Below are 21,380 nucleotides of genomic sequence, written 5' to 3'. Positions count from 1 at the left end.
AATTCCATCACGCCCTCTTCAATTTAAATATTTAAGATTTCTACTTCAAATGTGACTTAATCTTCTCTTTAACTGCTTCAGTTGAAATACCATATCGATCATGCAAGGTTGGTAATGCTCCTGCATCTAAAAATGCATCTGGCAAACCGATCATGTCAAAACGAGGATGTTGTCCATTTCTTAGGAGTAAGGACCCGACAGCTTCGCCTAAGCCGCCAATGACTGAATGATTTTCAGCAGTTAAAACAGGACGGCCACCTTTTGCGACTTCATCCAAAATAGTTTGTTCATCTAAAGGTTTAATTGTTGGCACATGTAACACTGAAACCTCAATGCCCTCTTTTTCAAGCTCTTCCGCTGCCTCAAGCGCACGCATGGTCAATAAACCAGTGGAAATGATGAGTAAGTCTTTACCCGGTTTAATCACCTGTGCCTTACCTAATTTAAACTGGTAATTGTATTTATCGAGCACTAATGGAACCTGTCCACGCAATAAACGCATATATACAGGGCCATTATGAGCAGCAATCTGAGGAATCGCTTGTTCGATTTCTAAGGCATCACATGGGTCAATGATCATGAGGTTTGGCATTGCACGAAAAATCGCAATATCGTCAGTCGCCTGATGGCTTGGGCCGTAGCCTGTGGTTAAGCCCGGAAGTGCCGCCACAATTTTGACATTCAGATTATCTTCCGCAATCGCCATACAAATAAAGTCATAGGCACGCCGTGATGCAAACACAGCATAGGTGGTCGCAAAGGGAACAAATCCTTCACGAGCAAGTCCTGCTGCTGCGCTCATCAAAAGTTGTTCTGCCATGCCCATTTGGAAAAACTTGTCTGGATTTTCTTTAGCAAAAATATGTAGGTCTGTATATTTTGATAAATCTGCTGATAACCCCACAATATCATCACGCTCTTTTGCCAAGGCATTTAGTGCATGTCCAAATGGAGCTGGTTTGGTCGGTTGGCCCTCGGCAGCAATAGAAGCAATCATTGCCGAAGTGGTTAGTTTTTTCTTAGGTGGATTGGCTAACTGGCTCATGGTGTATTCCTTACTGTCCGTAGTGCGTCAAAATATTTAAAGCGTCATCCCATTCATGTTCATCAACACGAATGAAGTGAGTTTTTTCGCGGCTTTCCAGGAATGACACGCCCTTACCCATTTTGGTGTCACAAATAATGACGCGTGGGCATGTTCCCTCATGGTTTCGTGCTTGGTCGAATGCCGTAAGTAAAGCTTCCACGTCATTGCCATCTACGCGTTGGGTGTACCAACCAAATGACTGCCAACGGTCTACAATGGGTTCAAACGCTAAAATTTCGCTGGAGTGCCCATCTGCCTGCTGATTATTCACATCAATAATGGCAATCAAGTTATCTAATTTCCAATGAGAAGCAGACATCACTGCCTCCCATGTTGAGCCTTCATTTAGCTCTCCATCGGACAGTAAGTTATAGATAAAAGCATCCGACTTTTTTTGTTTCAGCCCTAGACATGCACCGACTGCAATTCCAAGACCATGCCCCAATGAACCACCTGTAATTTCCATGCCCGGTGTATATGAAGCCATGCCCGACATCGGTAGACGACTATCATCTGCACCGTAGGTTTCAAGTTCTTCAAGTGGGATAATTTTTGCTTCAATTAAAGCTGCATAGAGTGCAATTGCATAGTGCCCAATAGAGAGATAAAAACGGTCTCGACCTTCCCATTCGGGGTTTTCTGGCTGATATTTCATGGCATGGAAATAAGATACTGCGAGCAAATCTGCTGCACCCAAGGCTTGTCCAACATAGCCTTGGCCTTGTACTTGCCCCATACGTAAAGCATGTTGGCGAATGTGGTAGGCACGTTGTTGCAACTCGGCAATTTGGCCTGCGTTATTAACATTTAACATTGTCATTTACTATTCCTTATTAACGATTGACCAGTTTTGCTGGAACACGCAGAACCAAACTGGCACCGAAAATTAATACTGCTGTGATTAAGAACATGCCAATTGCATTTGAACCTGTGTTGGTGGTGACCCAACCGATTAAATAAGGTGAGCAAAATCCAGCAAGGTTGGCAAAGCTATTGACTGCTGCAATACCTGCTGCTGCGGAAACACCACCCAAAAAGTTGGTTGGTAACATCCAGAATAAAGAAGATGCAGTGAGCACACCTGAGGCTGCAATGCAGAGGAAAATTAAAGAAAGTGTCAGATTTGAGGCGAGCAAAGTCGCAAGTGTAAGTGCAACCGCACCCGCACACATTGGGATAATTAAGTGCCAACGGCGTTCTTGGAAATGGTCACCACTACGCCCTGCCAAAAGCATAACTACAATGGCGCACATATAAGGAAGACTCGTAAGTAGCCCAATATGCCAGTTATCACTGATGCCTGAGTTACGAATGAGAGTAGGTAGCCAAAAGGTAATGGCGTATTGACCCATCACCACACAGAAGTAAATACCTGCAAGTAACCATAAACGTTTATCAGCGACAAACTCTTTAACGCTCCCATGACCTTCTTTGTGCTGGTTATCTTGAGCAAGCTCTTGCTTCACCAAGTTTTTCTCGTCTTGAGTTAGCCAGTTGGCGTCTTGAACGGAATCTTTTAAAACAGCGAGTACGAGTAAACCGACGACAACCGTAGGAATCGCTTCAATTAAAAACATCCACTGCCAGCCAAACCAGCCATGCACACCGCTCATTCGGTCCATGATTAGACCCGAAAGTGGCCCACCAATCATTCCCGAGATTGGAATCGCGATAAACCAAAGTACGGTCATGCGTGCACGGCGGTAAGACGGAAACCAGTACGTGAGGTAAAGCAATAAGCCCGGGGCTAAACCAGCTTCGGCAACACCCAGTAAAAAACGTAAGGTGTAAAATTGCCATTCGGTTTGAACAAAGGCAAAACAGCCTGACAAAATGCCCCATGTAATCATGATACGGGCAATCCAACGTCTTGCTCCTACTTTGTGGAGTACGATGTTACTTGGCACTTCACATAGGAAATAACCAATAAAGAAAATGCCTGCGCCTAGCCCATATACAGCTTCACTAAACTGTAAATCGCTCATCATCTGGAGCTTGGCAAAACCAACATTTACTCGATCTAAATAGGCACAAAAATAACAAAGCATTAAAAATGGCATAAGCCGAAATGCAATTTTTCGATACGCCGATTTACGAACTGCCGTATCTACTTCAGATGAAAATACTGTATCCATCATGCGAATCCCTTTACATTTGGCCACGGTATCCTCTTGTGACCATCATTCTATTTTTAGTTTTTAAATGACAAGTGATTAATGAATCAGCATGCCACCATTTACATCGAGTGTTACGCCAGTTAAGTAAGCTGACAGATCACTTGCCAAAAATAATGCTGCATTTGCAACGTCTTGCGCTTTACCTAAACGCCCGAGTGGAATACCTGCAAGAATGTCGTGACGACGGTCATCATTCATTAAACCGCCAGTAATATCAGTATGAATTAGACCCGGAGTAAGCGAATTTACACGAATTTGGTCAGGGCCAAACTCTCGAGCCATTGCTTTTGCCAGACCTAATACCCCTGCTTTGGCAGCGCTATAATGTGGCCCGCCAAAAATACCACCGCCGCGCTGCGCTGAAACTGAAGATAAGCACACAATGCTTCCACCACCATTTGCTTTCATGGATGGAATAACAGCTTGCGACATAATCAGTGTTCCACGCAGGCTGACGTCTAAAATACGATCATAGTCATTGCGCTGAATATCGAGTGTTTTAACTGGCTGAGTAATACCAGCATTGTTAATTAAAATATCAATCTTGCCGTAGTGCTGTAGTGCTTGTTCAACAGCTGCTTTGACCTGTTCTTCATTTGCAACATTTGCAGCAAGACCTAAATGTCCTTCACCAAGTGCCTTTGCAGCGTTTTGGCTTTGAGCAAGATCTAAATCAACAATAATGACCTTAGCACCTTGTTGTGCAAAGATTTCTGCGGTTGCTCGCCCAATTCCACGTTCTGATGCTGCACCCGTAATTAATGCCACTTTTCCTTGTAGTAACATGTTGAATCCTCTTTTACGCTTTATTTCCTGAGTTCAGACTTAGATTCTCTTTTTTCAGAAGTTCCAGCAATCATCTCGAATTCAACAAGACATGAAAAAAATTCATGCCTGTGCTATTTTTAAATAAGTTTTAGGGATAAAAACGGATCATTTCATGGATAGTAGTGAAAACAATTTCAACCAGATGCCCTCAATTAAAACATTACAGGCTTTTGAACAAACTGCCCGTTTTGGCAATGTTGCCAAGGCAGCCGAGCATTTAAATCTCACGCCTTCAGCAGTCAGTCACCAAATTGCCAAACTAGAAGAAATGATTGGGCAAAGTTTATTTATTCGTGGTGCCCGTGGTGTGACGCTGACCCCGTCAGGTGAACGCTATTTTCAGGATGTCACGACCATTTTGCATAACCTGATGTTAGCCACTGAAAAAGCCGCTGATAAAAGCCCTAAAGATAGTTTATATATTCATTCATCCCCAAGTTTTGGTTTGCTTTGGCTACTGCCACGCCTCGAATCATTTAAAGAAAAGTTCCCAATGATTCAGGTCAACCTATCGTGCTCTTATGAAAACTTGCACTTTACTCGTGACAAGATCGACATAGATATTCGACATGGTCTACCTAACTGGACAGGTGTGGAAATCAGAACCATTCGTAATGAAAAACTAGAGGTACTTGCATCGCCTAAGTTGCTTGAGCGTAGCCCAGTGCATAAGCCCCAAGATTTATTAAAAAAAGAACTGATTTTATCGCGCTCAACCTTAGTCACTTGGCCCCAGTGGTTTGCGCATCAGGGCTTAAGCATTCCTGAGTTTCCCTATACTTTGAGTTTTGACCGCTCTTACATGTCACTTGAAGCAGCCACACACGGACTAGGTTTTGTTTTAGAAAGTAATTTACTTACTCAAAATTATTTGGAATCTGGAAAGTTGGTTAGAGTTTTTGCAGATGAGCTATTGATTCCTATCTCGGCTCATCATTTGGTATATCCACGAACCCATCAATTTATTCCTAAAATTGAACTGTTTTTAAACTGGATTCATGATGAGTTAGCGGATTGAGAAGTCATTTCTTAAAGGATCTGAATTTCCTCCACTCTTAAGTGATGCATCATCTCTCGAACAAATACAAAGTAGGTAAAAATATAAAGCTGATCTGGAGCCACTTGGTTTGTGTAGTAGCTCAAACGCTCAATAAAACTATTAAAACCATGTTCAAGCTCAATACGGCTGATTTTCTTTTTTGCACTAAAAAATAACTCACTGAGGTGTGTCATAGCAGCATCAGACGTAACAGCTACACCACTTATCTTTAGATTTCTGAGTGGCTTTGACTCGATGATTTCTTCAATGAAATAAATCATCTTTTCGATAGCAAGTTCATCAATTACACCATGACTAATACTGTTCGACTCAACAAAACTCAAGCCTTGTTTGAGTTCAATGTGCTGGTTGTCTATGTCAAATGACAAGCCATTAAGACCAAGCGAAAATTTTAAAACCGAGTCGGGATGATCCATAAAAATAGCTTACCGTTGAGTTTTATTAATAGGATTAGTGCCAGTTTGTTCAATACTTAGCGTTAACAGCGCTAATCATCATTAACACTATATATAATAAAAAACTCTTTAAAAAGACGAAAAATCAATCTTATATTCATCCAATTCCACGATTAAAAATAGAGTATAAACATGAAAAAATTAGTAATTTTAAGTTTCACCCTTTATAGCTTTGCGCAAATTACAAATGCGGCCACATTAAACGTAAAACCTTATGGCACCACTCAAGATGGTCAAAAAGTTGATTTATACACCATGAGCAATAATAAGGGAGTTTCGGTGTCTTTTATTAGCTTTGGTGGAGTAATTACACAAATTTTGACTCCCGATGCACAAGGTAAACAAAATAATATCGTTTTAGGCTTTGACGACCTAAAAGGTTATGAAGTCACTGATACCAAAGAAGGCATTCATTTTGGCGGATTGATTGGACGTTATGCGAACCGTATTGGTAATGCTAAATTTAGCTTAGAAGGAAAAACGTATAACCTTGAAAAAAATAATGGACCGAATTCATTGCATAGCGGTAATCCGGGTTTTGACAAACGTGTTTGGCAAGTTAAGCCCCTCGTTTCTAAAGGTGAAACCGTTAAAGCTTCTCTTAAGTTAACCAGTCCAAATGGTGATCAAGGTTTTCCGGGAAAATTAGATGTAGAAGTGATCTACAGTCTTTCAGATCAAAATGAATTCCAAATCGAATATAAGGCCAAAACTGATCAACCAACAGTCGTCAATCTTACCAACCACAGTTATTTCAACTTATCAGGTGCTGGTAATAACCCTTATGGTGTGCTCGATCATGTGTTACAACTCAATGCAGACCGTGTATTGGTGACCGATCAAAACTCTTTACCCACAGGTGAAATAGCTTCGGTTGCAGGTACACCTTTTGATTTTCGAACGCCTAAAGCAATCGTAAAAGATATTCGAGCGAATCATCAGCAATTGGCCTATGGATATGGCTATGACCAAACTTGGGTACTTAATCAAAAGTCTCAAGGAAAGTTAAATCTTGCAGCTCATGTTTTTGATCCAAAATCTAAACGGACACTGCAAGTCTTAACCACTGAACCAAGCGTTCAAATGTATACAGCCAATCATTTATTGGGAAATGTTGCTGGTGCAAATGGCGTACTCTATCGACAAGCAGATGCGCTAGCACTAGAAACGCAGCATTTTCCAGATAGTCCAAATCAACCATCCTTCCCTTCTACACGTTTGAACCCAAACCAAACTTATAACAGTGTCACCGTATTTAAGTTTGGTATTCAAAAATAGTCTTTTAATTAGAGATATATTTGGCTAAAAAAGACTCTCAGCTGAATATGCCTGAGAGTCTTTTCATTTATTTAACTTTTGTGTTTGGTAGAAGTGCTGTTGCAAAACCAAGTAATGGCAAGAATGAACATAAACCAAATACCCATTCAATGCCGTTAATATCGGCTAAATGTCCCAACCCTGCTGCAGCAATACCACTTACCCCAAACATCAGACCAAACATTAAACCTGCGATCATACCCACACGGCCCGGTACAGCTTCTTGTGCGTAAACCACCATTGCAGCAAAAGCAGACGACAACACCAAACCTGCAATAATTGAAAACACTGTTGTCCAAAATAAGTTTGCATACGGCATCATTAATGCAAACGGCGCCATACCAACAAATGAAACCCAAATAACAGCTTTACGACCAATTTTGTCACCAATTGGACCACCAGCAAATGTACCTAAAGCAACAGCAGCCAAGAATGCAAATAAATGCAATTGAGCGGTCTGGATGCTGATATGGAACTTTTGAATAAGATAAAAAGTAAAGTAGTTACTAATGCTCGCAATGTAAGTAAATTTAGCAAACATCAATAAACTAATTGTGCTCAAAGCAATAATTAGCTTACGGCCATGCAATTTACTTTGTACTTGGTTTGCACGTGTAGCTATCTGATTTTTAGCGTGACTTACCGTCCAACGGCTTACGCCAAATAAAACCCAAATCGCTAAAAGTGCAAATATTACTAAGCCCGCAACTGCATGCTGCCCAAATGGAACAATCAATAACGCTGCCAACAATGGGCCAATGGCAGTACCTGTATTTCCGCCCACCTGAAAAGTCGACTGTGCCGTACCGAAGCGCCCACCCGATGCCATTCGTGCCACCCGCGAAGCTTCAGGGTGAAAAGTTGCCGAACCTACCCCAATAAGTGCAGATGCACATAACAACACTGTGAAGCTTGGTGAAAATGCTAACAAGATAATGCCGCAGAATGTGACCATCATTCCGAGTGGTAGAAGATACGGTTTTGGATGTTTATCGGTATAAAGTCCAATCCAAGGCTGAAGCAGCGAACCTGTAATTTGATATACAAACGAAATCAGGCCAACTTGAGCAAAACTCAGCGTAAAGTTTGCTTTTAGCATTGGATAAATAGCGGGTAGCACTGCTTGAATCAAATCATTCAGTAAATGTGCGACCGCCACGGCGCCTACAATTTTAATAATCATTCCTTGAGGCTGATCATGTGCAACGGTATTGGCAATACCATCTTTCAATTGTATTGAAGACGTCATACCTGAAAAACTCCAATATTTTAAGTAAGATGCTTATTGTAAATTGTCGCTTATAAAGTTATCTTCCAATAATCATCGTATAAGTGACAATTTTCAGGATAGTTTATGTCCGATTCTCTTATTCAGTCTGATTTGTCTGAACTTGTGATTGGGCTATCTTCTGAGCACTCTTACCGAGAAATCACCCCTACCCACACACATACACGTGCGCAGTTTTTGTATGCATCCACAGGAAATATTCAGGTGTTTACACCGAACAATGTCTGGATTGTGCCACCCATGTGTGCCTTATGGATTCCTGCTCATGTCGAGCACAGTGTGATTTCGCTGAGTCACGTGAAGTTAAATACGGCGTTGGTTGAAGTAAATGCAGCAGCTCTAATGGGTCAGCATTGCTTTATTATTCGGGTAAGTAACCTGTTGCATGAGCTTTTGATTCGTTTAAATGAAATTGAACGAGAAGACACACCAAATACGGCGACGTCTCAAGAGCTTTCCCGCTCTTTACAAATTTTGATTTTTGAAGAAATTCATCGGGCCAATTTATTGCCTATTCAGATTCCTTGGCCGAAAGACAAGCGACTATTAAAAATTTGCCAAGATTTATTACATACTCCTGATCATTCAAAAGACTTAACAGATTGGGCTGATGAGATTGGTGCGAGTTCTAGAACCCTAATGCGTATGTTCCAAAAAGAAACTGGACTGTCTTATCGAGCATGGGTCCAGCAAATGCATATTGCACTTGCCTTAAGTAAAATTGCGAATGGTGAATCTATTGCTCGAATTTCTGAATCACTGGGGTATAACAACCCCAGTGCGTTCAGTGCAATGTTTAAGCGACATCTAGGAAAAACACCTCAGCAGTTTAGAAGTTCTGCGATGTCGCTATAAGTCTTTTTTTTTGCAGGTAGGTCATGCTTTTCGAGCAAATCATCAAAATCGTGGTAGACATGAAGCTCACGATCTTTACCAGTTCTCGCATGATCTAATCGTTGTTCAGGATCAACCAAAACAAGGGTATGGCCATCATCAATCAGACGATCTACACCTTCTAAGAACATACGTTTACCCACATCATGGATAAGTGAAATCTGGGTTAAATCAATGACGATGGTGCTTTGGTCAGTTGTCTCATCTTGTAAAATGCGCAACAACATTTCAGCTTCGGTAAATTTCAATACACCGCGAAGCACATATACACTTAATGAAGCATCTTTTCCTGTACGGTAATGGCTTTGCACAATCGTTTGTGCAGAAGGTGTACCTTCCATGAGGTGTAATCCCATGTCACGAGATAACCGTTCTAAAATATCGATGCCTCGAATACTATGACCATGCTCATCTAAACGAGGAGAAAAAGCAGCAATACTGACCTGACCCGGCAGCACACCTAAAATACCGCCCGCTACACCACTCTTAGCAGGAATACCTACAGTCGACAGCCAGTCACCCGCGGCATCATACATGCCACAGCTCATCATGACACTGAGCACTTGTCTAACGACAGATCGGTTTAATAAACGCTTTCCAGTTTTAGGGTCAACCCCACCATTGGCAAGTACACTACCCATACGTACCAAGTCTTTAACTGTAACCATGATCGCACATTGGCGAATGTAACCATTCACAATATCGACAGGGTCAGTCTCTAAAATTCCGACAGTTCGCAACATATAACCGATCGAAAGATTACGGTAGGCCGTTTTAACTTCCGAATCGTAAACAGACTCATCAAAACTTAATTCACGCCCTGCAAGCTCGCTCATAAAACGGCGTAGAATTTCTGCACTATGTAAACCATGCTTGACCTGAATCAAGGAATGTACAGTAATTGCGCCAGAGTTAATCATCGGGTTTTTCGGACGTCCGTCTTTACCCAATGAAATTTCATTGAAGGCTTCCCCCGAAGGCTCTACTCCTACTTTCGCAAGTACTGCATCAATGCCAAGCTGTTGTAAAACATAGGCATATACGAACGGTTTAGAAATCGATTGAATGGTGAATTCAACATCATCATCTCCAATCGAATAAATTTCGCCATCTACCGTAGACATGGCTAAAGCTAATCGATCTGGATTTGCATTTGCTAACTCTGGAATATAGTCAGCTAGATGTCCGCTATTATCTACCTCACAGGCTTCTATCACATTTGCCAAATAATCTGGGAGAGGGGTTTTCATGGTCAGTAACCTTAAATGAGGAGATTTACACTTTCGATCATTTTTTCAGCACAACCTGCTGATAATATTAAAATTATAATTTTTTAGTGAAATAAAAATCACGATATAAGTATTGTAATTCCGATGGCTTATTTATTTCAAGCTCATTATACGTTTTTAAAAACTTTAAACAGAAGATTAGATTATTCTTTCTACAAATAGAACTCCATTTAAATGATCGACTTCATGTTGAACAATTCGAGCCGGAAAACCATGGAAAACCGTTTCAACGGCTTCACCCTGAAGTGTTAAATATTTAACCTTAACCATTTCGGCACGTTCAACTTGTCCACGCTCATCTGGCACACTTAAGCAACCTTCTTCACCCAAAAGCGTTTCATTTGAGAACTCTAAAATTTCAGGATTCACCATCACCACAGCATCCATTTCAGGTGCATCGGGATAGCGTGGGTTTGGTCGAGATGCCACAATAATGACGCGTTTAGAAATATAAACTTGCGGTGCGGCAATCCCTACTCCATTGCGCTCAAGCATCGTTGCTTGCATAGCAGCGGCAAGCTGATAAAGCCAATCACTGTTCAACTCATTTGCCGAGACAGGAGCCGCAATCAGTTTTAAGATATCTTCACCACGCTTTGCGACTGGTAAAACTACGCTCATCCTTTGAATCTCTCATTAAACTCAATATGACAAGTTTTATTGTGTCGCTGAACAGCTCAAAAGAAAAGTCATTCCTACATCTGTTTTTGTTTCATCTAATGCGTTTTTTGTTTTAAAGCTTTTTTATTTGAGTGATGAAAATCTACACCTCTTCATAGAACAAATTTCCTCCATTTACTTTTACTTCACTTTTCCATTAATATCCAAACTTCAATTACAACAATTAAGTAAAAAATGGATCAGGACTTAACTTTGCAGGATGCGAACTATCTTAATAAAGAAGATAAACGAACTCTTGCCCTTTCTTCATTGGGCGGTGCTTTAGAGTTTTACGATTTCGTGATTTATGTGTTTTACGCCAAAATCATTTCTGACCTCTTTTTCCCCAGCACACTCAGCCCATTTTGGGCCATGCTTAACACTTACGGTATTTTTGCAGCAGGTTACTTTTTTAGGCCATTAGGCGGAGTTGTCATGGCCCATTTTGGTGACTTAGTCGGGCGTAAAAAACTGTTTTCACTTTCTATTTTGCTAATGGCGCTACCTACTCTGTTTATCGGGATATTGCCGACCTTTGAAAATATTGGGTATTTAGCCCCCCTACTTTTACTACTTATGCGTGTAGTGCAAGGGATTGCGATTGGGGGTGAAATTCCAGCTGCATGGACCTTTGTGTCAGAACATGTACCCGAAAGAAAAATTGGACTGGCAAATGGTTTACTAACTGCCGGACTGTCTTTAGGAATTTTACTAGGCGCGCTGATGTCTTTATGGATTTCACTGAATTTTAGTGAAGGACAGATTCACGACTGGGCATGGCGTATTCCTTTCATTGCAGGTGGTATTTTTGGTCTAGTCGCACTTTATTTACGGACTTATTTAAAAGAAACTCCAGTGTTTAAAGCCATGCAGGCACGTAAAGAAATTTCAAAAGAAATGCCTGTAAAACAAGTATTAAAAACGCATAAAACAGCCGTTGCAATTGGCATGTTATTTACGTGGTTTTTAACGGGCTGCGTGGTGGTAGTGATTTTAGCCATGCCAAATTTATTGATTGGTTCATTTGGCTTTGAACGCGCACAGACTTTTGAAATGCAAAGTGCCGCCATTGTCATGCAAATGGTCGGCTGTATTTTGGCAGGCTATTTTGCTGACCGTTTTGGCTGTGGCAAAGTCATGATGGTCGGTGCGCTTGCCGTTGCACTTACAGCAGCAGTTTTTTATAACAGTTTAGGACATGCCGCCCATTCAACCATTTTTGGCTTATATATGTTGTTGGGTCTATGCTCTGGTACTGTTGGCATGGTGTCGAGCAGTATGGTCAAAATGTTTCCCGCGCCTGTGCGTTTCTCGGGCATTTCATTTTCTTATAATTTGTCTTATGCGATTGTTGGTGGTATGACACTGCCTTTAGTGCATTGGCTCAGTCAATATAGTGATATTGGTGCGATGTATTATATTTTCGCGCTAACAATTTTAGCCTTTGTGACTGCTTTTGTATTTTGGAATAAGTTTGAGAAAAATAGATATTAAAAGCTTTAACCTATGAAAAAACCACGCCGATTGCGTGGTTTTTTATTGTTATTCACTTTAGAAAGTAAAGCCAATATTAAAGTTAATACGGTATAACCATTTATCACTGTTTGGCGAGGTTGCAGAGGTATAACCCGTTGAGTTGGTTGCCCCACCAATAATGTTGGAGTTTTTACCCCACGTATAATCTGCCCAAACCATAAATGGTGAAGCAATAAACATCATACCTGTGGTGTTCATTTGTGAGTCGGACCAATCATCACGTTTTTTATCCAGATAACTATAGTCATTATAAAACTTAATGGATTTTAGCTTGCCCATATTAGTGACAGGCAACGTATAAGCAAGGTTTAAACTGGCAATCATACCTTCTGAAGCAATGAAATAAGCAGGTGTAAGTCCATTCGCCCCCATTAAAGTCATATCACTATTTACACCATCCGGATTTTTAGCATCGTATTGATAGTGAATGACCGAGCTTTGTAAATTAAAGCGTTTGTAGTTGTTTTCGGTGTGCAAACCGACTGCATAATATTTGCCGTCTTTATCGGTAATATCATTATGTAGCTGGGCAATTGCACCCGATACCCCAAACTCTTGCTTACCGAAATCAGTTTCTAACTTACGAACAATGCGGGTATTCACCTGATTGCGCTTTTCATTTTGATAGGCTTTTTGAGATGGAAATGCATTTCCTGCCAAGTCATCATAAGTTGCACTCTCAGGTGAATAACGCAAGTTCGTCTCTAACATTTGCGGGTAATAACCGAGTTTTACATCCCAATCTTTGTCGTGATAATTCCAGTTAATCCCCGGTGCAATATTGTTGCCATAACCTAAAAAGAATGGAATGTGATAGGTCCAGCCGTTTTGTGGGTATGGATAAATCGTGAAAGGCTTATAAACTAGGCCCGCTTCAATGCTGTTATTGGCATCTAGGTTATAGCCGACATATGCTTTTTCAATGGACGTTTTCTGTTGGTCTTGAAACATATAACTGGCATTGATGTAGGCATCATCAAATTTACCTTTTAGATCGACCCTGAAAATATCAAAATGGAGCTTACCAAAACCACGGTTTGGCCCTTCCCAATCTTCATAGCGTTGATTTAACCGAACCACCCCACCTAACTTTAATGAGTCGGTGCCGTCATCACTTTTCCATTCAAGCAATGAATCTTTTGCAAATGCATTGACGCTTACCCCCAGCGTAAGCGGTGCAATGAATGCCATAATCAATGAAGTCTTTTTCATCTCTACATCCTTGATTGAGTTCCAGCATCCTGCTGGAACTTTATTTGTTTTACCTGTAAAACTTCGTTTTTATTGTTTTTTAGACAAAAAAATTTATCTAAAAAAAGGATGGCTTAGCAGCTCCCATCGCATATGTACTAAACCATCCAAACTGGTTAATACAGTTTCTTTTGCGGTGGACCCGCGAAGTTTAATGGTCCAATCGAATTCATATCGAGCTCAATCACAGTTGGTCCTTCAAAAGCGACAGCCTCTTGAATAACCGTTTTAAACTCATCTGCACTACCCACTTTCCAGCTCTTCACACCCATTGATTCGCCAAGAAGTTTGTAATCAGGTGTATGCAATTCATTGAAATACTGACGACCACCAAAGTAGTTATTTTGAATGCCACGCATTACGCCATAACCACCATCATTCATAATCATTAAGACCATGTTGGTGTTTTCTTGCACCATAGTTGCAATTTCACCAATACCAAGCATTAAGCCGCCATCGCCGACTAAACCAATCACTTTTTTGTCAGGGTTAGCAACCGAAGCACCGATTGCAGTTGCAAGGCCTAAACCAATTGCACCCGCGAGTGAGTGAATGTTTTGATTTGGTGCTTGTACAGGGAATAAACGACTGCCCCATGTGCTACCCGACATAGTGATGTCACGTACAAAAATGCCGTCTTGAGGTAAAGCTGCACGCAAGTGATCACAAATTAAAGCGTATTGGTCGATTTGCTTACGAAGTGCATCAATTGCAGCTTGTTTAGCAGCTACTACAGCAGCATCATAATCAGCATCAACTTTTGAAGTTCCTTGAAGCTGTTCCAACACACGTGTTAAGACATCTTTAGCATCGCCACAAATGAAGTTGCGGATTTTGTAATTACGTTGCTGAGCCACTGGGTTTGCGTCTACCTGAATAATATTTTCAGGGAACTCAACCGAATAGGTTTTAGTTTCATTACTGCGTAAACGAGAACCCACCACAACCATCAAGTCAGCATCTTTTAATAACTGCTCAACCGCCGCCGAGTTATGAAAAGCACCTAAACTACGTGGATGATCATCTGCTAACACACCGCGGCCGTGCGTAGACGACACCACCGGAATACCTAAATCTGCAATTGCTTTCACTTCTGCAACGCTATTTAAAGTTCCACCACCAATCCAGAAAATCGGGCGTTTTGCTTTTTTGATTTCGCTTACCAGAAGGTCAATTTCAGTTTGCTCTGCCTGTGGTAACTCAAGCGCTTTGACTGGCCCAAGGTTAAATGGCAAATCAATCTCTGCTGCTTGTACATCAATTGGTAGCTCAACACTAACCGGTCCCATTGGAACTGTGGTTGCTACACGGATGGCTTCACGAATCACGCCAACAGCATTGTCTGGGCTGGTAATACGGAACGCCGCTTTGCTTGATGCACGTAAGAATGTAAGTTGGTCTTTAGTTTCATGAATGAAACTTGCATCACGGTCGAGATATTCACGCTCAACTTGACCTGTTAAATGCAATACAGGACTACCAGCATTCATTGCTTCTATCAATGAACCTACCGCATTACCTGCACCAGCGCCTGTACTGGTTAACGCTACACCTAGGCCTTTAAAGCGTGAGTGTGCATCTGCCATGGTGACCGCACCCGCTTCACCACGGGCTGCAACAAAACGCATTTTTTCACGGCGTCCTACTGCATCGGCAATAGGTAAATTGTGGATGGAAATAACACCATAAATACTATCAACTTGGTGCGCTTCTAAAACTCTTGCGATTGCTTCGCCTACATTTACACGTTCAGTCATGTCTGTTCCTCAAAATTTGTTTTTTCAGTCCTTGAATTTATTAATCGCACCAAGGGTTAGGCTGTTCATTCAGCCCCATATAAATACTCTTTTGTTGCATGTACGATAAAATGCCCAAACGGCCTTTTTCGCGCCCGATACCACTGTCTTTAAAGCCACCAAACGGCGCACTAATCGAGAACTTTTTATAGGTATTAATCCATACCGTTCCCACTTCTAATGCACGTGCAATGCGCCAAGCTTTGCGATAGCTTTCAGTCCAGATGCCTGCGGCAAGACCAAAACAACTGTCATTGGCTTGGGCAATTAAATCTTGTTCGTTGTCATATTTCATAACGACTAAAACAGGGCCGAAAATTTCTTCCTGACAAGTTTGAGCACTGTTATTTAAGCCCGTAATAATCGTTGGTAAGTAATAGCTTCCTTTGACATAGTCACCAGCCGTAAGCGCTTCACCACCAATCAGAACTTGACCACCTTCGCTTTTAGCAAGCTGCACATAGCGGTCAACAGACTGCAAATGTTTGTCATTGACCAGTGGTCCTAAATGCACACCAGCTTGTTCCGGATGGCCCACACGTAAGCCTTTGGTAATTTCAACCAAACGCGTTAAAAACTGATCGTAAAGACTGCTATGAATAAACAAGCGAGAACCTGCGATACACGCTTGGCCTGCCGAGCTAAAAATACCGTACGCGACACCTTTAGCAGCCAGTTCAACGTCTGCATCTGGCAAAACGATGGTTGGTGACTTACCACCTAACTCAAGCGAAGTAGTAATCAGTTTATCTGCGGCAATATGTGCCAAATGACGACCTGTGGTTGTTCCACCTGTAAAAGAGATTTTGCGAACCAATGGATGTTGAGCAATTGCGTCACCAATGATAGAACCACGCCCCACTAACACACTGAGTAAGCCTTTTGGTAAGCCAGCTTCTTCAAAAATCTTGGCAAGCTCTAAAGCAATCAGTGAAGTTGCTTCTGCTGGTTTTAAAACCACGGCATTTCCTGCTGCCAAAGCTGGAGCAAGCTTTTGAACTTCACTCGCAATTGGAGAGTTCCAAGGGGTAATGGCTGCCACAACACCTACAGGTTCATGCACGCTCATGGTCATAAAGTCTGGAGCACGTTGAGTGGTGAGCTCATCGTTCAATGTTTCACAAGCCGCAGCAACATAACGTGCAGTTGCCGCCGCGCTCATCACCAAGCCACGAGTTTCGGTTAAAGGCTTACCATTATCACGTGTTTGTAATTTCGCTAACTCATCTACACGCGCTTCAATAATGTCTGCAACTTTGTAGAGAATACGTGCGCGCTCATGCGGCAAGCTGTTTCTCCAGCTCGGTTCACGCCAAGCCTGATCTGCTTTTTCAATTGCTTCATTTACATCTTCAAGCGTTGCTGTTGAAAGCTCAGCGTTTACCGACTGATCTGCCGGAAACAGGCTTTGAATGACTGCACCACGACCTAATCGCCATTCACCTGCAATATAAATTTCCTTTGCCATGATCAAATCCTTCTTAAATCTGTATTGCTTCTACACTGTTGCGACAAGCACGAATCACGCTAAGCGCAGCCAAAGTTGATGTTTTCGGGTTACTTGGTAACGGCACGCCCACCAGTTCAATGGTCATTTGCCCAAAGCCACCTTCTGCCACAATGGTGTGTTTGTTTTTGTTGATGGTTGGATCAACAGTTAACTCAACCATGGTTTCATCCATTCCAAGCCCTGCTAGTGCAATGGTTGCTGCAACGTTGGCATTGGCTGGAAATTTAGTCGCAGCTTCGCGGGCTGTTCCAGTAAAAAAAACTGTAGCTTCAGCAACATGGTCTAAATCGACCAATTGCTCTGCATAACTACCCTTCCAGCTTTTTGGGCTTTTACAGCCTTTGTAAGTGACTTTTTGCAAACCACCTTCTTTGGCCGCAGAAATACCGTCAATGCCTGCGATAGCCCCTGCCAGTAAATGCAGATGGGCATCATTTTTTTCAGCAGTTTGTTTAAGCTGAATTAAAAACTCGTTATCAGCCAAAGTACCCACCGAAATCAGACCAATGGTCCAGCCTTTCGCTAAAACTTTTTGAGCATGCTCTTTCACGGCTGCTTGACCTGCCACCTCAATAACATAGTCAGGCTCACCATCACATTGCTCAATATCTGAAATCACCTGAATCTCGGAAGACACTTGTGACTGCACTTTTTCAATACTGCGAGATGGCACGACAATCCATTTGAGTTGCAGATCTTGAGGCAAGTGGGCATACACTTCTGCCGCCATTGCGCCAAAACCAATCATCATCAACTTTTTCATGACAGCACCTAATATTTATAAATGTTTGTTAAAACCACCCGAGACATCTATTGCTGAACCTGTGGTGTAAGATGCCAATGGTGATGCCAAGAAAACTAAAGCACGTGCAGGCTCTTCTGGGCGGCCTAAACGCTGCATTGGAATACCGCGATTTTTTGCAATATTGCCTGTCCACTCCTCCCATGACAGATTTAAATCTGAACGGGTTTCATAACGGCGTTTCCACTGCGCAGATTCGACCATACCGAGTAAAATCGAGTTCACGCGAACACCATATTGAGTAAACTCATGTGCCAAAGAATGGGTTAAGTTCAAAAGTGCAGCGCGTGCAGATGAAGTCGCAATCATGTGCGGTTCAGGTTGCAATGCCAGTAATGAGTTCACATTGGTAATAGACGCATTTGCCGACTGTTTTAAGTCGTCAAGAAAAGCTCTTACCGGATGTAAAACACTGAAATATTTCAGCTCAATTTCTTTCATCCAGTCTTCATCTTGCGTATTTTCAAAATTTGAAACACGACCTTGCCCAGCATTGTTAATGAGCATGTCCACATTGCCCAAATTGAGTTTGACGTCTTTGGCAAATTGCTGAACTTCTTCTTTTTTCAAAACATTACATGCTTTGGTAAAAATATTGGCATGTGGAAATTTTTCTAAAATATAGTGCTTAGAAGCATTTAAACGTTCTTCATCGCGACCACACCAAGCAACTTTTGCACCCTCTGCAACCAGTATTTCAACAGCAGCCAGCCCAATCCCAGATGAGCCACCGGTAACAACTGCAACTTTTCCTTCAACTTGGAAGCTCATAATCCTTAATCTCTCTTACGATTGTTCCTGAATCGTCAACATAATTTGGTTAAATGCTTGCGGTTGGTCGACATAACTTAAATGTCCTGCATCTTCTATGATGAAGCGCTGTTCCAACTGCAATTCCTGAGCAAGCTCTTGTATACCTAACGCAGGAGTGATTTGATCTTGCTGCCCTGCAATCACTGTGCATGGGACTTTTAAATGGGTTAAATAATTACGTATTTCGTCATATGCCAGTAAGTACGATGCATGTGTGAAACCCTGTAGGGTCAACTGTTGCATCACCTCTGAAACTAAGGCTAAGGCTTGTGGCTCTTGTCTATAAATCAAATGAGGTCCACGGCTTTCGGCCATGCCTTTAGCACCAAGTTCTTTCAACATTTTTGGTCTTTTTTCAAAAACCTGAATTTGTGTTTGTTCATCGTGGCGCTGGTAACCTTGCGCTAAGTTAGCGACAACCAAGTGTTCCACTCGCTCTGGGTAAAGTGCAGCGAATGCACTCGCCTGTAAGGCACCTAATGAGTGTCCAACCACAATTGCTTTTTCAATTTTTAAAACATCGAACAATTCAACCAAACGCTTTGCATAATCAGTAGCATCGGGTTGATCAGTTAAAAGTTCATCTGATTTGCCATAGCCCGGCGCGTCCCAGGCAATGACATGAAAATGATGAGACAACACTTCAAGTTGGTTCACCCATGAAGCAGAACCTGAACTAATGCCGTGCAGCAGCACAAGGTACTCGCCCTGACCGGCTTCCCGATAGGCTTGCTGCTGGCCTTGAACAGTGACGGTTTTCACCGGAAATTCTGCTAACTTTTCAATGAGTGTCATCATTTTCAATTCTTTCCTTTTATTCACTTCATCAAACAATTAACGTTTGATTTGAGACAATGGATGCTCTGGTGGATAGTTCGGAATGGTTGGTTTACCTGTTCCTAACATCACACACATCAAGGCATCTTCTTGACCTGGGTTAAACAAACCACGGTAAATTCCCGGTGGAATTGAAATCAGGTCACGCTCTTTTAAACGAGTCTCAAATTTTTCGCCGTTGTGCTCAATGAACAAATCAATTTCGCCGCGAAGCATAAAGAACACTTCTTCAACATCGTGATGAATGTGCAAAGGACCTTCACACTGTGGTGGCAGAACCATGGTTGAAAACGTGAAGTTTTCTGCTGGAACGGTGTTACCGTCATTTGCAACACCTGTTGCACCGGTACCCATGTAACGCATTTGTGCACGGCGATATTTCGGGTCGTAATCAGCTTGGAACTTCAAAGCCTCAAAGTCATATTTACGTGTCTCAAAGCGAGCAATACGCGTGTTTAACCAATCTTCTAAAGAAGCATTTTCTGGTTGTGCCCACGATTCGAATTGTTGTGTAGTCATTTTTTAAACTCCTATACAGTGAATTAATAACGTTTTAAAAGAGGAACTAAGAACAACGATCCAATGACAGCGACAGCAGCCAAGAAGGTAATTCCTAAATTAAAACTATGTGTTTGCATCACGATGTAACCGATAAGAACAGGCGCAATTGCACTTGCAAAATTACCTAAACCGTTAAATATTCCACCCGCAGTCGCCCCTACATTTGAGGTCGTCACTCTTGCAAGCAGAGCAAATACCGCCGCTACTCCAAAGCCCCACGCCATAGCACTTAAAGACATGGCAGCAATAATCAATAGTGGCTCAGTCATAATGACCATCACATACATGAAGATGCCCGCGAGTAATAAACCGCTAAATACTTGAATTGCACGGCGGCCTAACTTGTCAGATAAAAACGCACCGATAATTTCGCCAATTAACATGGCAATGAACGGAAAGCTTGAATACATCCCAAACTCTTTGAGATTGAATCCTTTGTCTTGCATTAAGTAAGAAGGAACCCAGCTGTTTAAGCCCCACAAATACGTCATCAACGCAATGTTAAAGAGACACACCAACCAGAATGCGCTGTTGCTGAGCAGCAATTTAGTGTTAGCAATGTGGCCTTTGAAATTGGTACGTTTACTCTCACCATCAATTTCGACAGTTTTCTTGAGCTGCAAGTTACGTAAACCAAAAACAATGCTGAAAATGGCAATGAGTGTTAAACCAGCCATCACAAAAAACGTGGTGTGCCAGTCATGGTGCGCTAAAACATTTGCAGTAATCGGGAACCCAAGGAATGCACCAATCGGTGTTCCAAGTAAGAACATGGTAGAAGCACGTGCTTGCTGATGGTCTGTGTAAGTCTGTTTAACAATGGTGTATGCCAAGGCAAATAAGGGACCTTCTGCTAAACCAAGCAGTACACGTAAAATCAACATGCCTGAATAACTGGTGGTGAAGCCCATGCAAAACATGAGTAAACCCCAAGAGGTCACGCTCCAGAACAGCATTTTCTTGGGGTTAAAAATGTCACCCAAAAAGCTTAGAAAGACTGATGAAAAACCATAAGCAAGCAAGAAACTTGTCATGAGCCATCCAAGCTTGGCCTTATCTTCAGCAATTCCCATTGCACTTTGAAAATGAGGATCTGAAAATAAAACCGCAATACTAATCTTGTCGAAAAATGCCAGTACCACACACACCATAAGGACAAAAGCAGGTACCCAATGCTTCAATCCACTTTTTTCTTCATTACTCATGTGTCATTCCTTCG

The 21,380-nt window shown here is 41.9% G+C and carries 20 protein-coding genes; 4 read left to right on the top strand and 16 right to left on the bottom strand.

The genetic code is table 11. The features are described from left to right. Positions 1-40: 40 nt before the first annotated feature. From AC1PJP_RS13430 to AC1PJP_RS13415, 4 genes are all read right to left on the bottom strand, one after another. A complete protein-coding gene (locus tag AC1PJP_RS13430) occupies positions 41-1,045 on the bottom strand; it encodes a transketolase family protein (protein ID WP_151743961.1) in 1,005 nt (334 codons plus the stop codon). A gap of 10 nt (positions 1,046-1,055) precedes the next feature. Beyond that, entirely contained in the window at positions 1,056-1,901 is an 846-nt protein-coding gene (locus AC1PJP_RS13425; RefSeq protein ID WP_479767325.1) for a transketolase, read from the bottom strand. A 19-nt stretch (positions 1,902-1,920) separates the two neighbouring features. Further along, the gene (locus tag AC1PJP_RS13420) at positions 1,921-3,222 is read right to left on the bottom strand and encodes an MFS transporter (RefSeq protein WP_479755315.1); all 1,302 of its coding nucleotides are present in this window, start codon (positions 3,220-3,222) and stop codon (positions 1,921-1,923) included. A gap of 78 nt (positions 3,223-3,300) precedes the next feature. Continuing rightward, a complete protein-coding gene (locus tag AC1PJP_RS13415; protein WP_016138944.1) occupies positions 3,301-4,050 on the bottom strand; it encodes an SDR family NAD(P)-dependent oxidoreductase in 750 nt (249 codons plus the stop codon). A 184-nt stretch (positions 4,051-4,234) separates the two neighbouring features. Here AC1PJP_RS13415 and AC1PJP_RS13410 point away from each other — a divergent pair, with 184 nt between their 5' ends. Continuing rightward, entirely contained in the window at positions 4,235-5,110 is an 876-nt protein-coding gene (locus AC1PJP_RS13410; protein WP_479767323.1) for a LysR substrate-binding domain-containing protein, read from the top strand. Between the two features lie 11 nt (positions 5,111-5,121). Here the strand turns inward: AC1PJP_RS13410 and AC1PJP_RS13405 are convergent, their stop codons facing one another. Further along, entirely contained in the window at positions 5,122-5,568 is a 447-nt protein-coding gene (locus AC1PJP_RS13405; RefSeq protein WP_479767247.1) for a hypothetical protein, read from the bottom strand. Positions 5,569-5,739: 171 nt separating this feature from the next. Between AC1PJP_RS13405 and AC1PJP_RS13400 the strand changes: the two genes are divergently transcribed. Further along, positions 5,740-6,885 (top strand): aldose epimerase family protein, encoded by a 1,146-nt coding sequence (locus AC1PJP_RS13400; protein ID WP_479767245.1) that lies wholly within the window; start codon positions 5,740-5,742, stop codon positions 6,883-6,885. 67 nt (positions 6,886-6,952) lie between these two features. Here AC1PJP_RS13400 and AC1PJP_RS13395 read toward each other — a convergent pair whose 3' ends face one another. Further along, positions 6,953-8,173: an MFS transporter gene (locus AC1PJP_RS13395; RefSeq protein ID WP_479767243.1), complete on the bottom strand. Its 1,221-nt coding sequence runs from the start codon at positions 8,171-8,173 to the stop codon at positions 6,953-6,955. 105 nt (positions 8,174-8,278) lie between these two features. Between AC1PJP_RS13395 and AC1PJP_RS13390 the strand changes: the two genes are divergently transcribed. Continuing rightward, entirely contained in the window at positions 8,279-9,067 is a 789-nt protein-coding gene (locus AC1PJP_RS13390; RefSeq protein ID WP_479767241.1) for an AraC family transcriptional regulator, read from the top strand. On the opposite strand, the gene AC1PJP_RS13385 is transcribed toward AC1PJP_RS13390, so the two are convergent. Then, the gene (locus tag AC1PJP_RS13385) at positions 9,034-10,356 is read right to left on the bottom strand and encodes a glutaminase (RefSeq protein ID WP_004703144.1); all 1,323 of its coding nucleotides are present in this window, start codon (positions 10,354-10,356) and stop codon (positions 9,034-9,036) included. The two genes, AC1PJP_RS13390 and AC1PJP_RS13385, sit on opposite strands and share 34 nt — an antisense overlap. Before the next feature lie 177 nt (positions 10,357-10,533). Continuing rightward, entirely contained in the window at positions 10,534-11,016 is a 483-nt protein-coding gene (def, locus tag AC1PJP_RS13380) for a peptide deformylase (RefSeq protein ID WP_004703146.1), read from the bottom strand. 234 nt (positions 11,017-11,250) lie between these two features. On the opposite strand from def, the gene AC1PJP_RS13375 reads away from it, so the two are divergent. Further along, positions 11,251-12,549, top strand: coding sequence for an MFS transporter (locus AC1PJP_RS13375; protein WP_013198643.1), 1,299 nt, complete (start codon positions 11,251-11,253; stop codon positions 12,547-12,549). Between the two features lie 57 nt (positions 12,550-12,606). Here AC1PJP_RS13375 and AC1PJP_RS13370 read toward each other — a convergent pair whose 3' ends face one another. The 8 genes from AC1PJP_RS13370 to AC1PJP_RS13335 form a co-directional block, all read right to left on the bottom strand. Next, on the bottom strand, positions 12,607-13,803 hold the full coding sequence (locus AC1PJP_RS13370; RefSeq protein ID WP_479767238.1) for a hypothetical protein: 1,197 nt from the start codon (positions 13,801-13,803) through the stop codon (positions 12,607-12,609). A gap of 155 nt (positions 13,804-13,958) precedes the next feature. Then, positions 13,959-15,599 (bottom strand): thiamine pyrophosphate-binding protein, encoded by a 1,641-nt coding sequence (locus AC1PJP_RS13365; RefSeq protein ID WP_323739643.1) that lies wholly within the window; start codon positions 15,597-15,599, stop codon positions 13,959-13,961. 40 nt (positions 15,600-15,639) lie between these two features. Next, positions 15,640-17,106: an aldehyde dehydrogenase gene (locus AC1PJP_RS13360; protein WP_479767236.1), complete on the bottom strand. Its 1,467-nt coding sequence runs from the start codon at positions 17,104-17,106 to the stop codon at positions 15,640-15,642. 13 nt (positions 17,107-17,119) lie between these two features. After that, the gene (locus tag AC1PJP_RS13355; RefSeq protein ID WP_005303282.1) at positions 17,120-17,911 is read right to left on the bottom strand and encodes an aspartate dehydrogenase; all 792 of its coding nucleotides are present in this window, start codon (positions 17,909-17,911) and stop codon (positions 17,120-17,122) included. Positions 17,912-17,926: 15 nt separating this feature from the next. Further along, positions 17,927-18,721 carry an SDR family oxidoreductase gene (locus AC1PJP_RS13350; protein WP_004703156.1) on the bottom strand — a complete coding sequence of 265 codons (795 nt, stop codon included), beginning with the start codon at positions 18,719-18,721 and terminating at the stop codon, positions 17,927-17,929. Between the two features lie 15 nt (positions 18,722-18,736). Beyond that, positions 18,737-19,561, bottom strand: a complete 825-nt coding sequence (locus AC1PJP_RS13345) for an alpha/beta fold hydrolase (protein WP_479767234.1) — start codon at positions 19,559-19,561, stop codon at positions 18,737-18,739. A gap of 36 nt (positions 19,562-19,597) precedes the next feature. Beyond that, entirely contained in the window at positions 19,598-20,119 is a 522-nt protein-coding gene (locus tag AC1PJP_RS13340; protein ID WP_013198649.1) for a cupin domain-containing protein, read from the bottom strand. Between the two features lie 23 nt (positions 20,120-20,142). Then, positions 20,143-21,366, bottom strand: a complete 1,224-nt coding sequence (locus AC1PJP_RS13335) for an MFS transporter (protein WP_144733237.1) — start codon at positions 21,364-21,366, stop codon at positions 20,143-20,145. Positions 21,367-21,380 lie beyond the last annotated feature (14 nt).

The organism is Acinetobacter sp. V116_7 (genome assembly GCF_056735735.1).
This window is presented reverse-complemented; position numbering and strand designations above follow the sequence as displayed.